The 12,823-nt window shown below is 65.3% G+C and carries 13 protein-coding genes; 9 read left to right on the top strand and 4 right to left on the bottom strand.

Going from position 1 to position 12,823, the window contains the following annotated elements; genetic code table 11:
• The first annotated feature begins 155 nt into the window (after positions 1 to 155).
• Positions 156 to 1,007 carry a 3-hydroxybutyryl-CoA dehydrogenase gene (locus GV818_RS28670; RefSeq protein WP_161778152.1) on the top strand — a complete coding sequence of 284 codons (852 nt, stop codon included), beginning with the start codon at positions 156 to 158 and terminating at the stop codon, positions 1,005 to 1,007.
• Positions 1,000 to 1,596 carry a TetR/AcrR family transcriptional regulator gene (locus tag GV818_RS28665; protein ID WP_161759926.1) on the top strand — a complete coding sequence of 199 codons (597 nt, stop codon included), beginning with the start codon at positions 1,000 to 1,002 and terminating at the stop codon, positions 1,594 to 1,596. The genes GV818_RS28670 and GV818_RS28665 overlap by 8 nt, the downstream gene beginning before the upstream one ends.
• Positions 1,597 to 1,599: 3 nt before the next feature.
• On the opposite strand, the gene GV818_RS28660 is transcribed toward GV818_RS28665, so the two are convergent.
• Together GV818_RS28660 and GV818_RS28655 are read right to left on the bottom strand one after the other, a co-directional pair.
• Positions 1,600 to 2,235 (bottom strand): response regulator transcription factor, encoded by a 636-nt coding sequence (locus GV818_RS28660; protein ID WP_161778151.1) that lies wholly within the window; start codon positions 2,233 to 2,235, stop codon positions 1,600 to 1,602.
• On the bottom strand, positions 2,232 to 4,121 hold the full coding sequence (locus GV818_RS28655; protein WP_161778150.1) for a PAS domain-containing sensor histidine kinase: 1,890 nt from the start codon (positions 4,119 to 4,121) through the stop codon (positions 2,232 to 2,234). Before GV818_RS28655 ends, GV818_RS28660 begins: the two co-directional genes overlap by 4 nt.
• Positions 4,122 to 4,563: 442 nt before the next feature.
• On the opposite strand from GV818_RS28655, the gene GV818_RS28650 reads away from it, so the two are divergent.
• The 6 genes from GV818_RS28650 to GV818_RS28625 all read left to right on the top strand — a co-directional run bounded on the left by GV818_RS28650 (position 4,564) and on the right by GV818_RS28625 (position 10,705).
• Positions 4,564 to 6,186, top strand: coding sequence for an acyl-CoA synthetase (locus tag GV818_RS28650; protein WP_161778149.1), 1,623 nt, complete (start codon positions 4,564 to 4,566; stop codon positions 6,184 to 6,186).
• A gap of 181 nt (positions 6,187 to 6,367) precedes the next feature.
• Entirely contained in the window at positions 6,368 to 8,140 is a 1,773-nt protein-coding gene (locus GV818_RS28645) for an acyl-CoA dehydrogenase C-terminal domain-containing protein (protein WP_161759922.1), read from the top strand.
• Between the two features lie 121 nt (positions 8,141 to 8,261).
• Positions 8,262 to 8,675, top strand: a complete 414-nt coding sequence (locus GV818_RS28640) for an LIC_13387 family protein (protein ID WP_161778148.1) — start codon at positions 8,262 to 8,264, stop codon at positions 8,673 to 8,675.
• A 101-nt stretch (positions 8,676 to 8,776) separates the two neighbouring features.
• Positions 8,777 to 9,385: a hypothetical protein gene (locus GV818_RS28635; RefSeq protein WP_161759920.1), complete on the top strand. Its 609-nt coding sequence runs from the start codon at positions 8,777 to 8,779 to the stop codon at positions 9,383 to 9,385.
• Between the two features lie 49 nt (positions 9,386 to 9,434).
• A complete protein-coding gene (locus GV818_RS28630; protein ID WP_161759919.1) occupies positions 9,435 to 10,040 on the top strand; it encodes a hypothetical protein in 606 nt (201 codons plus the stop codon).
• Between the two features lie 50 nt (positions 10,041 to 10,090).
• Entirely contained in the window at positions 10,091 to 10,705 is a 615-nt protein-coding gene (locus GV818_RS28625; protein ID WP_161778147.1) for a hypothetical protein, read from the top strand.
• A gap of 67 nt (positions 10,706 to 10,772) precedes the next feature.
• Here the strand turns inward: GV818_RS28625 and GV818_RS28620 are convergent, their stop codons facing one another.
• Together GV818_RS28620 and GV818_RS28615 are read right to left on the bottom strand one after the other, a co-directional pair.
• The gene (locus GV818_RS28620) at positions 10,773 to 10,958 is read right to left on the bottom strand and encodes a hypothetical protein (RefSeq protein WP_025130118.1); all 186 of its coding nucleotides are present in this window, start codon (positions 10,956 to 10,958) and stop codon (positions 10,773 to 10,775) included.
• 95 nt (positions 10,959 to 11,053) lie between these two features.
• Positions 11,054 to 11,260: a DUF6021 family protein gene (locus GV818_RS28615; protein WP_161778146.1), complete on the bottom strand. Its 207-nt coding sequence runs from the start codon at positions 11,258 to 11,260 to the stop codon at positions 11,054 to 11,056.
• Between the two features lie 169 nt (positions 11,261 to 11,429).
• Between GV818_RS28615 and GV818_RS28610 the strand changes: the two genes are divergently transcribed.
• A complete protein-coding gene (locus tag GV818_RS28610; RefSeq protein WP_161778145.1) occupies positions 11,430 to 12,059 on the top strand; it encodes an HAD family hydrolase in 630 nt (209 codons plus the stop codon).
• Positions 12,060 to 12,823: the final 764 nt, after the last annotated feature.

Below are 12,823 nucleotides of genomic sequence, written 5' to 3'. Positions count from 1 at the left end.
CGTAGCTGGAACTATGGCAAAAAACGCCAGCACCCTTGACCGCTTTCGGCATAGGCCGGCCACCGTGCCGGGCTCTAGACTCGCGCTGGAAAACCCGCAGTGCAAGGCAACCGCGCCATGCTCCGCGAAGGCAATGAACAAAGGAAGAGCTGAAGATGAATCTTGCGAATATCGGTGTGATCGGCGCCGGCACCATGGGCAACGGCATTGCCCAGGTCTGCGCCCAGGCGGGCTTCGAGGTGACCCTGCTGGACATCGCCCAGGGCGCCCTGGAAAAGGCCATGGCGACCATCGGCAAGAACCTCGACCGGCAGGTGAGCAAGGGCACCTTGAGCGAAGACGACAAGCTCGCCGCGCTGGGCAAGATCCGCATCAGCACCGACTACGGCGTGCTCAAGGATGCCCAGCTGGTGATCGAAGCGGCCACCGAGAACCTCGACCTCAAGCTCAAGGTGCTGCAACAGATCGCCGCCCAGGTCAGCAGTGAATGCGTGATCGCCTCCAACACCTCGTCGCTGTCGATCACCCAGCTGGCCGCCAGCGTCAGTGCCCCGGAGCGCTTTATCGGCCTGCATTTTTTCAACCCGGTGCCGGTGATGGGCCTGATCGAAGTGATCCGCGGCCTGCAGACCAGCGACGCCACTCACGCCCTGGCCATGACCATGGCCGAGCGCCTGGGCAAGACCGCGATCACCGCCGGCAACCGCCCGGGGTTCGTGGTCAACCGCATCCTGGTGCCGATGATCAACGAGGCGATCCTGGTGTTCCAGGAAGGCCTGGCCAGCGCCGAGGACATCGATGCCGGCATGCGCCTGGGCTGCAACCAGCCGATCGGCCCCCTGGCCCTGGCCGACCTGATCGGCCTGGATACCCTGCTGGCGATCCTCGAAGCCTTCTACGACGGCTTCAACGACAGCAAGTACCGCCCGGCGCCGCTGCTCAAGGAAATGGTTGCCGCCGGCTACCTGGGACGCAAGATCGGTCGGGGTTTCCATACCTATGGCTGAGCGCTGCTCACGCTTTGCCGAAAGCCGCGACAAGGCCCTGGAGCTGTTTGCCAGCAAGGGCTTCGGCCAGGTCGGCATGCGTGAGCTGGCGAGCCATCTGGGGCTGACCCCGGGCTCGCTGTACCACCATTACCCGAGCAAGCAGCACCTGTTGCTGGACCTGATCGAAGAGTTCTTCGATGAGCTGCACAGCACCCTCAAGCGCCTGCAACGGCGTAAGGTGCAGGGCGATTGCCTGCCGGCGCTGATCCGCGCCCACCTGAAGCTGCACCGGGAATTGCCACGGCATTTTCGATTGGTGGAGCGCGACAGTGGCTGCCTCAATCCCGACCAGCAACTGCGGGTTGGGCAATTGCGCGAACGCTACGAGCACCAGTTGCTGCAATTGCTGGGCACCCCGCCCGGCCTCGGCCCGCAGGCGCAGCGCGTCGCTGCCCATGCCCTGGCCAACCTGCTGAACAGCGCCCCCAGCTGGTTCAGTGAACAACCGCTGCCCGAACGTGAACGGGAAGCCCTGCTGGAAAACCTGCTGAGCGGCGCTATCGAGCGGCTGCTGGGTGGCACGCCGTTGCACAGCGCGGTGGCCTGAGCCTCAGCGCAATTGCAACGGGTCCACCAGGCCGACGGCGATGGCCATGCCCACCAGCTCCGGCAGGTGCTCGGCCTGCATGCGCTTCATTACCCGTGAGCGATACAGGTCGATGGTCTTGATGCTGACTCCCAACTGCTCGGCAATCTCGCGGTTGGTATAACCCTGCACCAGGGGCAGCAACACGTCCTTCTCCCGTGGCGTCAGGCTCTCCAGCAACGCCTGGACACCGGCCTGGCCGGCACTCTGGCTCTGATGCCGGTCGGCACGGCTCAGGGCCTGCTGCACGCTGTCCAACAGCAACTGCTCGTTGTAGGGCTTCTCGATGAAATCCACCGCTCCGGCCTTGAACGCCCGGACCACGATGGGCACGTCGGCATGGCCACTGACAAAGATCAGCGGCAGCTGGATATCGCGCTGGCGCAGTTCTTCCTGGACATTCAGCCCGCCCATGCCAGGCATGCGCACATCCAGCAGCACGCAGGCATTGAGGCTGGGGTCGCAGTGTTCGAGAAATTCCCGGCCGCTGGTAAACGGCACGGCCTTGAGCCCCACCGATTCCAGGAGCCAGACGGTGGAGTCGAGCATGCCCGGGTCGTCGTCGACCACGTACACCAACTGCTGCGCTTCACGGGTCATTGCCTTGCTCCTGTTATCGGCTGGGAAGCTGCATCGGGATCGGCCGGGGCCGTGGCCGGCCACCGGCAGCACATCTTCAAGCCACGGTCCTGGGGCTGGGCCTGCAAATCACCGCCAAAGCCTTCGACGATGCTGCGGCTCATGGACAGCCCGAGCCCCAGGCCGTTGGCCTTGCTGGTGTAGAACGGGGTGAACAGCTGAGGCAGCTGTTCGGCACAGACCCCGGGGCCCTGGTCGCTGACGCTGATCTGCACCCCGCCTTCGGCCGTCGCCTCGGCAGCCAGCACAATGTGCGAGCCCTGTTGCGGATGCACTTCGCGATTGGCCTCGATGGCGTTGCGCAGCAGGTTCAGCAACACCTGCTCCAGCAGTACCCGGTCGGCGTACACCGGCGGCAGATTATCCGCCAGGCGCAAGTCGATCGTCACCTGGCTGGCCTGGGCTTCCCAGGCACACAGGCGCACGGTTTCCCGGGCCACTTCGGCGATATCCAGGGCCTGCACCCGGCGCCCGCCCTTGCGCAGGAAGGCCCGTAGACGCTTGATCACTTCGGCGGCGTGGGTCGCCTGTTCGGCGATCCGCTCCAGGCCCTGGGCAACCTTGCGGGCGGCCTCGGGCTGAGTGTCCAGGGCCTGCAAATAGCGCTGGCTGGCGTTGGCGTAATTGACCACCGCCGCCAGCGGCTGGTTGATCTCGTGGGCGATCCCCGAGGCCAGTTCGCCCAGGGTCACCAGCCGCGCGCTGTGGGCCAGTTCGTCCTGGTGGTGGCGCTGCTGGGCTTCGCGCAGTTCGCGCTCGCTCTGATCGTGGGCCACCAGGGAATAGAAGCGCTCGCCACTGGCGGCGCGATGGGCCAGGAGCATCAGCGACACCGGCACCGAGGCGCCGCCGGCCGGTGGTTGCAGGCGCGCTTCAATGCTCCAGCGGCCGCTGCGCTCGGCGCACTCCCAGCCTTCGCGCTGCAGGCTGCACAGCACCGGCTCGCTGAGAATGCTCGCCAGCTGCGGCAGCGCCTGCCCGGCGGTCAGCCCCAGGGTGCGCTGCGCCGCCGGGTTGAGGTAGGTCACCGCGCCGCCGGGCTGGATGAACAGCACCGGGTCGGGGTTGGCTTCCACCACTTCCGCCAGCCGCCGCTTGTTCTCTTCGGCCTGGACCCGGGCGGTGATGTCCCGGGACACCGCCACCACTTCGACCACGGTGCCGGTGTAGGTGTCGCGGATCGCCCGGCAGGCGGTTTCGAACCACAGGTAATGGCCGTCGCGATGGCGGATGCGGTAGGTCATGGTGTGGTAGCCGTCCTGCTCCAGGGCATCCTGGGTGCGCTGCATCAACCCGGCCAGGTCCTGGCTATGGAACAGGCTGCGGGCCAGCAGGCCGCGCAGTTGTTCGGGCCAGTAGCCAAGCAGGGTCCAGGAGGCCGGCGAGGCGTCGAGGAAACTGCCGTCCGGGGTGTGCCGGGAAATCAGGTCGGTGGTGTTCTCGGTGATCAGCCGGTACAGGCGCCGGGCCTTGGCCGACTCGCGCTCGGCCAGGACCTGGGCGGTGGCGTCCTGGCAGCGCGCCAGCACCCGCTGCTGGAGCGGATCGGGAATAAAGCTCCAGAGCAGGATGCGTTCGCCCCATTGAGCTTCCACCTGTTCGATGGCGCGCTGCTGCGCAAGGCAGGCCCGCACCAGCGCCGGGTGGTTGACCGGCAGCAGCGCCGCCAGATCGCCCGACGCGGCGCTATCGAGCCACTGGCGCAGCGCCGGATTGAGGTCCAGCGGCTGCGCCTGGGCATCCAGCAGCAGGCTCGGTTGCGGGTCGTGGCCGAGCCAGGGCGAGTCCGGCAAGCGGCCTTCGCGCTGCAAGCGCAACCAGCGGCGCAGGTGGGTGGAGTCGGACATGGTCGATCAATCTCGGGGCCGGAGTGGCGGACTCTTTATATAGTATAAATACTATACAACTCAGGTAGTACTTCCATATCAATCGACAAACAGTATATAAAAGACCCCGGATAAGTCACCGAGCTTTCGCTGGGTGTGCTGCGTACCTGAGCGTAGGAGCTGGCTTGCCAGCGAAGGGGCCCGTGAGATCGCCTTCGCCGGCAAGCCGGCTCCTACAGGCGCAGGTGTTCTTGAGAACGCCTTCGCCGGCAAGCCGGCTCCTACAAGCGCAGGTGTTCTTGAGAGCGCCTTCGCCGGCAAGCCGGCTCCTACAGGCGCAGGTGTTCTTGAGAGCGCCTTCGCCGGCAAGCCGGCTCCTACAGTAGGTGCCCCCAGGTACACAGCACACGCCACCCGAGCCTCGGCCAATAGAGCTAATAATCAGCCACCGGGTACCCGAACCATGTCCATCTACGAGCAAGGCCTGGCGCCGTCTGCCGTCAACCATATCGCCCTCTCCCCCTTGAGCTTCATCGAACGCACCGCTGCGGTTTACCCCGATTACCCGGCGGTGATCCACGGCTCGATCCGTCGCACCTGGGCCCAGACCTACAGCCGCTGCCGGCGCCTGGCCTCGGCCCTGGCCGGACGCGGCATCGGCAAGAACGACACGGTGGCGGTGATGCTGCCGAATATTCCGGCGATGCTTGAGGCACACTTCGGCGTGCCGATGATCGGCGCCGTGCTCAATGCCCTCAATGTGCGCCTGGACGCCGAGGCCATCGCCTTCATGCTGGCCCACGGCGAAGCCAAGGTGCTGATCGCCGACCGCGAGTTCCACGAGGTGATCCACGCCGCTGTGGCCATGCTTGATCACCCGCCGCTGGTGATCGATGTCGACGACCCGGAATACGGCGAAGGCCAGGCGGTCAGCGACCTGGACTACGAGGCTTTTCTCGCCGAGGGCGACCCGCAGTATCCCTGGCAGTGGCCGGAGGATGAATGGCAGGCCATCGCCCTGAACTACACCTCGGGCACCACCGGCAACCCCAAGGGCGTGGTCTATCACCACCGCGGCGCCTACCTCAACGCCCTGGGCAACCAGATGACCTGGGCCATGGGCAACCACCCGGTGTACCTGTGGACCCTGCCGATGTTCCACTGCAACGGCTGGTGCTACCCCTGGACCGTCACCGCCCTGGCCGGGGTGCATGTGTTCCTGCGCCGGGTCGACCCGCAGAAGATCCTCAACCTGATCCGCGAGCATCAGGTCAGCCACCTGTGCGGCGCGCCCATCGTGCTCAATGCCCTGGTGAACATGCCCGACACCGCCAAGGCGGCCATCGACCACCCGGTCACCGCCATGGTGGCTGGGGCCGCGCCACCGGCCAAGGTGATCGGCGCCGTGGAGGAAATGGGCATCAAGGTGACCCACGTCTACGGCCTGACCGAGGTCTACGGCCCGGTGACCCTGTGCGCCTGGCACGCGGCCTGGGATGAGTTGCCGCTGGAGCAGCGGGCGCAGATCAAGTCGCGCCAGGGGGTGCGCTACCCGACCCTGGAAGGGCTGATGGTGGCCGACCCGAAAACCCTCGAACCGACGCCCCGGGATGGCCAGACCATCGGCGAGATCTTCATGCGCGGCAACACCGTGATGAAGGGCTACCTGAAGAATCCCAGCGCCACCACCGAAGCCTTCGAGGGCGGCTGGTTCCATACTGGCGACCTGGGGGTGACCCACCCGGACGGCTACGTGGAGATCCGCGACCGGCTCAAGGACATCATCATTTCCGGCGGCGAGAACATCTCCACCATCGAACTGGAAGGCGTGCTCTATCGCCACCCGGCGGTGCTGGAAGCGGCCGTGGTGGCCCGGCCCGACGAAAAATGGGGGGAAACGCCTTGCGCCTTCGTCACTCTAAAGGCCGACCAGCAGGACGTGCGCGAAGCCGAGATCATCGCCTTTTGTCGCGAGCATCTGGCCGGTTTCAAGGTGCCGCGCACTGTGGTCTTCAGCCAGTTGCCCAAGACTTCCACCGGCAAGATCCAGAAATTCGTCCTGCGCGACATGGCGAAAAACCTCTAGCCTGAATACACCTACCCAGCCCTTGTAGGAGCTGGCTTGCCAGCGAAGGCGTCGGCCCATGCGACGCCAGGCTTGCGGGCCTCTTCGCCGGCAAGCCGGCTCCTACAGGGTGGCGGGGTTTTCGTTGTTGATTCATGCGGCCACGGCCGCTCAACCTCTCCTTTTGCCCGAGGTTCCTACAATGCCCGAATTCAACGCTCCGCTGCGCGATATGCGCTTTGTCCTGCATGAAGTGTTCAACGCGCCCAAGCTCTGGGCGCGGCTGCCGGCCCTGGCCGACACCGTGGACGGCGACACCGCCGAGGCGATTCTCGAAGAAGCGGCCAAGGTCACCGCCAACCTGATCGCCCCGCTCAACCGCAGCGGCGACGAGGAAGGCGCCAGCTGGCACGCCGGGCAGGTGCGCACCCCGGCCGGTTTCAAGGAGGCCTACAGCACCTATATCCAGGGCGGCTGGGTCGGCCTGAGCGGCAACCCGGCCTACGGCGGCATGGGCATGCCGAAGATGCTCGCGGTGCAGTTCGAGGAAATGCTCTACGCCGCCAATTCCAGCTTCGCCCTGTATTCGGCCCTGAGTTCCGGCGCCTGCCTGGCCATCGACGCCCACGCCAGCGAAGCGCTGAAGCAGCTGTACCTGCCGCCGATGTACGAAGGTCGCTGGGCCGGTTCCATGTGCCTCACCGAAGCCCACGCCGGCACTGACCTGGGGATCATCCGCACCCGCGCCGAACCCCAGGCCGACGGCAGCTATAGCATCAGCGGCAGCAAGATCTTCATCACCGGCGGCGAGCAGGACCTGACCGAGAACATCATCCACCTGGTGCTGGCCAAGCTGCCGGACGCCCCGGCCGGGCCCAAGGGCATCTCGCTGTTCCTGGTGCCGAAAATTCATGTCGACGCCGACGGCAACCTGGGCGCGGCCAACGCGGTGAGCTGCGGCTCCATCGAGCACAAGATGGGCATCAAGGCCTCGGCTACCTGCGTGCTGAACTTCGACGGCGCCAGCGGCTGGCTGATCGGCGAGGCCAACAAGGGCCTGGCGGCGATGTTCACCATGATGAACTACGAGCGCCTGTCCATCGGCATCCAGGGCATCGGCTGCGCCGAGAACTCCTACCAGAACGCCCGCACCTACGCCCGCGAGCGCACCCAGAGCCGCTCCCCCGCAGGCCCGATGGCCAAGGACAAGATCGCCGACCCGATCATCGTTCACCCCGACGTGCGGCGCATGTTGCTGTCCATGAAGTCCATGACCGAAGGCGGCCGCGCCTTCGCCAGCTACGTCGGCCAGCAGTTGGACCTGGCCAAGTTCGCCGACCAGCCCTTTGAACGGCAAAACGCCGAGGCCCTGGTGGCGCTGCTGACCCCGGTGGCCAAGGCGTTCTTCACCGACACCGGCCTGGACAGCTGCGTGCTCGGCCAGCAGGTCTTCGGCGGCCACGGCTACATTCGCGAATGGGGCCAGGAACAACTGGTGCGCGACGTGCGCATCGCGCAGATCTACGAAGGCACCAACGGCATCCAGGCCCTGGACCTCTTGGGGCGCAAAGTGGTGGGCAACGGCGGCGTGGCCCTGCGCCTGTTCACCGGCGAGATCCGCGACTACGCCTACCTGCCTGGCGCCGCCTACGCCGCCGAGCTGCTGGACGCAGTGCAACGCCTGGAAGACCTCAGCGACTGGCTGCGCGAGCAGGCGGCGCAGAACCCCTATGCGGTGGGCAGCGCCTGCGTCGAATACCTGCAGCTGTTCGGCTACGTGGCCTACGCCTATCTGTGGGCGCGCATGGCTCAGGTGGCCGAACACAAGCGCTCCGAGGACGACGGTTTCTACGGCGCCAAGCTGGCCACCGCGCGCTTCTATTTCAGCCGCATGCTGCCGCGCGTCCTCAGTCTGGAACAGAGCATCCGCGCCGGCAGTTCCTCGTTGTTCGGCCTCGACGCCGAACACTTCTGAACCCCTGGGCGGGGCGCCCGAACGCCCTGCCCCTGGCGGGTAAAAAAGCCGCGCCCGCAGGTGCAAAACCTCGGGCGCCGCTGCATACTCCGCGCACCCGGACACCGCCCAAGGAAGAAACGTGTTGGCCCCCGCCCTGATCATCGCCAGCTCAGCCATCGTGCTGCTGCTCGGCACCCTGCACCTGATCTACACCTTCGCCACCGACAAATTCCAGCCCCGTGATCCGGCCCTGGCCGAACGCATGCGCCAGGTGTCGCCGATGATCACCCGCCAGACCAGCCTGTGGCGGGCCTGGGTCGGCTTCAACGCCAGCCATAGCCTGGGGGCCATGCTGTTCGGCCTGGTCTACGGCTACCTGGCCTGGCTACACCCGGCGCTGCTGCAGGAAGCCCGTGGCCTGCTGCTGATCGGCCTGGGGTTTCTCGCCAGCCTCTGGGTCCTGGCCATCCGTTACTGGTTTCGCATTCCCCTGGCAGGCATCAGCATCGCGCTGGTGCTGTTCAGTGCCGGCACCCTGCTGCTTTTCAGCTGACTGGCCCCCATTGCGCAGCGGCCCCGGCCCTGCCCGACACCCATGAATCCCGCAGCTTCCGGCCATGGCCCGGGGCCGAATCACCCACTTCGAGTTTGCCCATGTCCCGCCTGCACACCTTCTGGTCCCGGCTCTACTACCCCCTGTGCTGGATCGCCGTGGCCGCACAGTTGGCCAGCATGATCCGTTGCAACCTGCACCTGGTCGTGCCCCGGGAAGTCGGCGGTACGCTGTTCGGCGGCTCCATGGACTTCATGCTCTACCTGGGCGGCTGGGCCCTCAGCGTCATCGGCCTGGGCCTGGCCGTGCTGACCCGGGTGCCCGGCGCCCGCCTGGCCTGGATCATCGGCGGGCTGGTGCAGTTGCTGCTGGGCCTGTGGTGGCGGATCAACTACCCGGACGATTTCGACGGCAACCTGACCTTCAGCATCCAGGCCCGGGAACTGGACTATGTGATGGTGTTCGGCTTCGCCCTGGCCTACAGCGGCATCTACCTGTTGCGCCAGCAGCGGTTCAAGCCGCGGCCCCACGCCAACGCCCATGAACTGGCGCTGCGGACTCTGTGGGCGCTGCTGCTGGCGGGCTTCTTCATCCCGCCGCTGGTCAATGCCAGCAAGCCGCCCCTGCCCCACTGCGCCTTCAACAAGGCCGGCGAGCAACTGAGCGCGTGCCTGTTGGGCACCCCGGAGGAACGGGTGATAGTCGACTGAGCGCCACCCCACCCTTTTCTGCCTTTTCTCCACCTTGCCGAGTTTGCCCATGTCCCGCCTGAACACCTTCTGGTCCCGGCTCTACTACCCGCTGTGCTGGATCGCCGTCGCCGCGCCGCTGGCCGCCATGATCCATTGCAACCTGCACCTGATCGTCCCCCGGGATGTCAGCGGCACCCTGTTCGGCGGTTCCATCGGCTTTCTGATGTACCTGGGCGGCTGGGCCCTCAGCGTCCTGGGTCTGGTGCTGGCTCTGCTGACCCGGGTACCTGGCGCGCGCCTGGCCTGGATCGTCGCCGGGCTGGTGCAACTGCTGCTGGGCCTGTGGTGGCGGATCAACTACCCGGATGATTACGACGGCAACCTGATCTTCAGCATCCAGGCCCGGGAGCTGGACTATGTGATGGTCTTCGGCTTTGCCCTGGTCTACAGCGGCGTCCATCTGTTGCGCCAGCAGCGGCTCAAGCCGCGCCCGCCCGCCAATCGCAATGCGCTGTTGTTACGGACCCTGTGGGCCCTGGTGCTGGGGGCGGCCTTCATCCTTCCACCGCTGCAGGCCATCACCCGCAAGCCCCTGCCCTATTGCGCCTTCGACCGGGCCGGCAATCAGTTGAGCCTATGCCTGGGCCCTGGCACCCGGGTGATTGTCGACTGAGCGTCCCCCTGACTTCATTCCTCCTTTTCTCGACCTTGATGAGTGTGCCCATGTCTCGCCTGTTTACCCTGTGGTTGTGGCTGTACCGCCCCCTGTGCTGGATCGTCGTCGCCATCCCGCTGTCGGTGATGCTGTTGTGCGACGTGCAAATGATGCAACCGCGGGATGTCAGCGGCACGTTGTTCGGCGGCGCCATGGGTTTTCAGCTGTACCTGTTTGCCTGGGTACTGTGCCTGATCGGCCTGGTCCTGGCCCTGCTGACCCGGATGCCCGGCGCGCGCATGGCCTGGCTGATGGCCGGGCTCGTGCCCTTGCTGCTGGGGGCCTGGTGGCGGCTCACCTACCCGGATGATGAAGATGGCAGCCGCTCCTTCAGCCCCCAGGACTGGGAACTGGACTACATGATGGGCATCGTGTGCCTGTTCGTTATCAGCGGCCTGTACTTCTACTGGCGCCGACGCCTCGTCTCACGGCCCGCCGCCACCAGCGCCGATGTGCTGTTTCTGCAAACCCTGTGGGCGCTGGTCCTGGCGGCGGCGTTCATCCTGCCACCGCTGAGCTTCATCAAGCAGCAATCCCTGCCCCGCTGCGCGTTCAACAAAGCCGGGGAGCAATTGACCGTGTGCCTGAGCGATGATCCGAACGAGCCGGTGATTGTCGACTAACCCGCCGCTGGCAGCAGCCCGGACACAAAAAAGCCCCGCACCGATCGGGGCTTTTTTCTGCCGGACGCTATCGATGCTGGGTGGCCGGTGACGCCCTGCGCACCGGCAAGGCGGCAGCAAAGGCCAGGGCTTCTTCCCGGGTGCCGAAAGTGGCGAGCCGGTCACCCGCTGTGCAGACCTTCCAGGGGCCGTGGTTGACGCTCAATACCTGATAACCGTTGATCTGCAACTTGTTCAGCAGCGGCGTACTCATGGACACCTCCTTTTTGTCAGCGTGCCTGGGGCTTGGCCGTTTTACCTTACACCCGCAGAACGGCCCGGCGACGGCCGCATGTCGGCGTGCCGCGGTCATTTCCTCAGGTTGGCCAGGGGATCGTAGGCCCGCGAGCGTTTGCGCCGGCGCTCGGGTTCAGGGCGGTCCAGGGGTGCCCTGGCCGGGCCTACCGGATCGACCTGGGGGTCGGCCAGGTCTGGCGAATCGGGGTCGAAACCCGGGTCATGATGATTCGAGGCGTGCTCGGACGAGCACGGCCCCGTGGGGTTCTTGGCAGCCATGGTCAGCTCCTGTGCTAGCCCGCAAAAGGACGGGTACAGGCGTTGGATCGCGATCCGTTCCAAGGGTGCCGGCCAGCGGACCAATGGTCACCGGCAAATTGCATTGCGCTGCGCAGCGCAGCGTCGCAGGATGACGCCCTGGCCCACAACCGCTCAACAGGAAGTGTTCATGACGATTCGTGCCGTGGTGTTCGATTTTGGTGGCGTGCTGTTCGACTGGAGCCCGCACCACCTGTACCGCCAACTGATCCCCGACGACGACCGCCGCCAATGGTTCCTCGACACCGTCTGCACCCAGGCCTGGAACACCCTGCAAGACGCCGGCCGGCCCCTGGCCGAAGCGACCCGCAGCCTGGTGGCCGAGCATCCCGAGCATACGCCGTTGATCGAGGCCTACTACGGACGCTGGCCGGAAATGCTCAAGGGGCCGCTGGACGGCGGTGTGGCGCTGCTGGAGGAGTTGCATGAAGCGCAGATGCCACTGTTCGGACTGACCAACTGGTCCCAGGAGACCTTTCCCTATGCCTGGGATAATTATCCTTTCCTGCGGTGTTTTCGCGACATTGTGGTGTCCGGGCAGGAGCGGCAGATCAAGCCTGATGCCGAGATTTATCAGACGGCATTGAACCGGATCCGCGTGCAGTTGCCGGATGTTGCGCCCCATGAACTGGTGTTCATTGATGATCATGCGCCGAATATTGTGGCGGCCAGGGCGCTGGGGTGGCACGCGATTCAGCACGTGTCAGCAGAAGAGACCCGGGGGCAGTTGCTGGAGTTGGGGGTTGGGGATAAGGGATGAGGTTGCTGTGGTAACGGCCACTTAGGGTTCCGCCCTGACGGCGGGTCACTTTGGAAAAACCCGAAACACCGGCCCAGCCCAAAGCAACCAAAGGGCTCTTGCCCCAGCGTCGGGTCCTGCTCCATGGCCTGGGGCGGCCAACTCGGCATCCCTGCTGAGTTGGCCACTGCGCAGCACCTCCACTTGGCCTCCTGACAGGGCAAGAAGATCAAGAGCCAGAGCCAGAGCCAGAGCCAGAGCCAGAGCCAGAGCCAGAGCCAGATCAAGATCAAAAGCCAAGCAACGGAATGTAGCTATCGAGGTGTCCGCACACCAATCTCCAGGCCGGCCGATAGGCCGCCGTCAGATTTTGATCTTGATCTGCCTGCCCCCTTAAACACGATGGCCGAACGCAGGCATTGATCCGTGGGTAACCCGGCAGGGATGCCGGGTTAGCCGCCCCAGGCCATGGATGGCCTGTGGCGGCGGCCCACGGATCAATGCCGGAGAGAGGGCATGCCGAGCCTAGGCGAGGCACCGAGTGGAGGGGCAAAGCGTTTTGCTTACTTTTGCGCTGTTCAAAAGTGAGTCGCTGTAAGAGCGAAACCAATCGTCGCCATAACCGCAGCAACGGATATGTACCCAGAACAAAACCACCAGTGACCGCAGCAACGGACATCTACACATTCCCCCCCAACAACTGCAAAACCGCTTCTCCTTAAAGAAACCTGAAGCCTCAGGTTCACGACCGCAACCCGGCCGAGCACGAACAAACTCCCTCCCCC

The sequence above is a fragment of the Pseudomonas sp. Fl4BN1 genome (genome assembly GCF_009908285.1).
GTDB lineage: Bacteria > Pseudomonadota > Gammaproteobacteria > Pseudomonadales > Pseudomonadaceae > Aquipseudomonas.
The sequence above is the reverse complement of the archived record's forward strand: the minus strand, read 5'-3'. Positions and strand labels throughout refer to the sequence as shown.

What these genes read in the sequence shown, in the direction of transcription:
- GV818_RS28660 (WP_161778151.1), bottom strand. Translation starts at nt 2,235, where the DNA reads ATGACCCGTGAAGCGCAGCAGTTGGTGTACGTGGTCGACGACGACCCG.
- GV818_RS28650 (WP_161778149.1), top strand. Translation starts at nt 4,564, where the DNA reads ATGTCCATCTACGAGCAAGGCCTGGCGCCGTCTGCCGTCAACCATATC.
- GV818_RS28635 (WP_161759920.1), top strand. Translation starts at nt 8,777, where the DNA reads ATGTCCCGCCTGCACACCTTCTGGTCCCGGCTCTACTACCCCCTGTGC.
- GV818_RS28665 (WP_161759926.1), top strand. Translation starts at nt 1,000, where the DNA reads ATGGCTGAGCGCTGCTCACGCTTTGCCGAAAGCCGCGACAAGGCCCTG.
- GV818_RS28645 (WP_161759922.1), top strand. Translation starts at nt 6,368, where the DNA reads ATGCCCGAATTCAACGCTCCGCTGCGCGATATGCGCTTTGTCCTGCAT.
- GV818_RS28625 (WP_161778147.1), top strand. Translation starts at nt 10,091, where the DNA reads ATGTCTCGCCTGTTTACCCTGTGGTTGTGGCTGTACCGCCCCCTGTGC.
- GV818_RS28615 (WP_161778146.1), bottom strand. Translation starts at nt 11,260, where the DNA reads ATGGCTGCCAAGAACCCCACGGGGCCGTGCTCGTCCGAGCACGCCTCG.
- GV818_RS28655 (WP_161778150.1), bottom strand. Translation starts at nt 4,121, where the DNA reads ATGTCCGACTCCACCCACCTGCGCCGCTGGTTGCGCTTGCAGCGCGAA.
- GV818_RS28620 (WP_025130118.1), bottom strand. Translation starts at nt 10,958, where the DNA reads ATGAGTACGCCGCTGCTGAACAAGTTGCAGATCAACGGTTATCAGGTA.
- GV818_RS28630 (WP_161759919.1), top strand. Translation starts at nt 9,435, where the DNA reads ATGTCCCGCCTGAACACCTTCTGGTCCCGGCTCTACTACCCGCTGTGC.
- GV818_RS28610 (WP_161778145.1), top strand. Translation starts at nt 11,430, where the DNA reads ATGACGATTCGTGCCGTGGTGTTCGATTTTGGTGGCGTGCTGTTCGAC.
- GV818_RS28670 (WP_161778152.1), top strand. Translation starts at nt 156, where the DNA reads ATGAATCTTGCGAATATCGGTGTGATCGGCGCCGGCACCATGGGCAAC.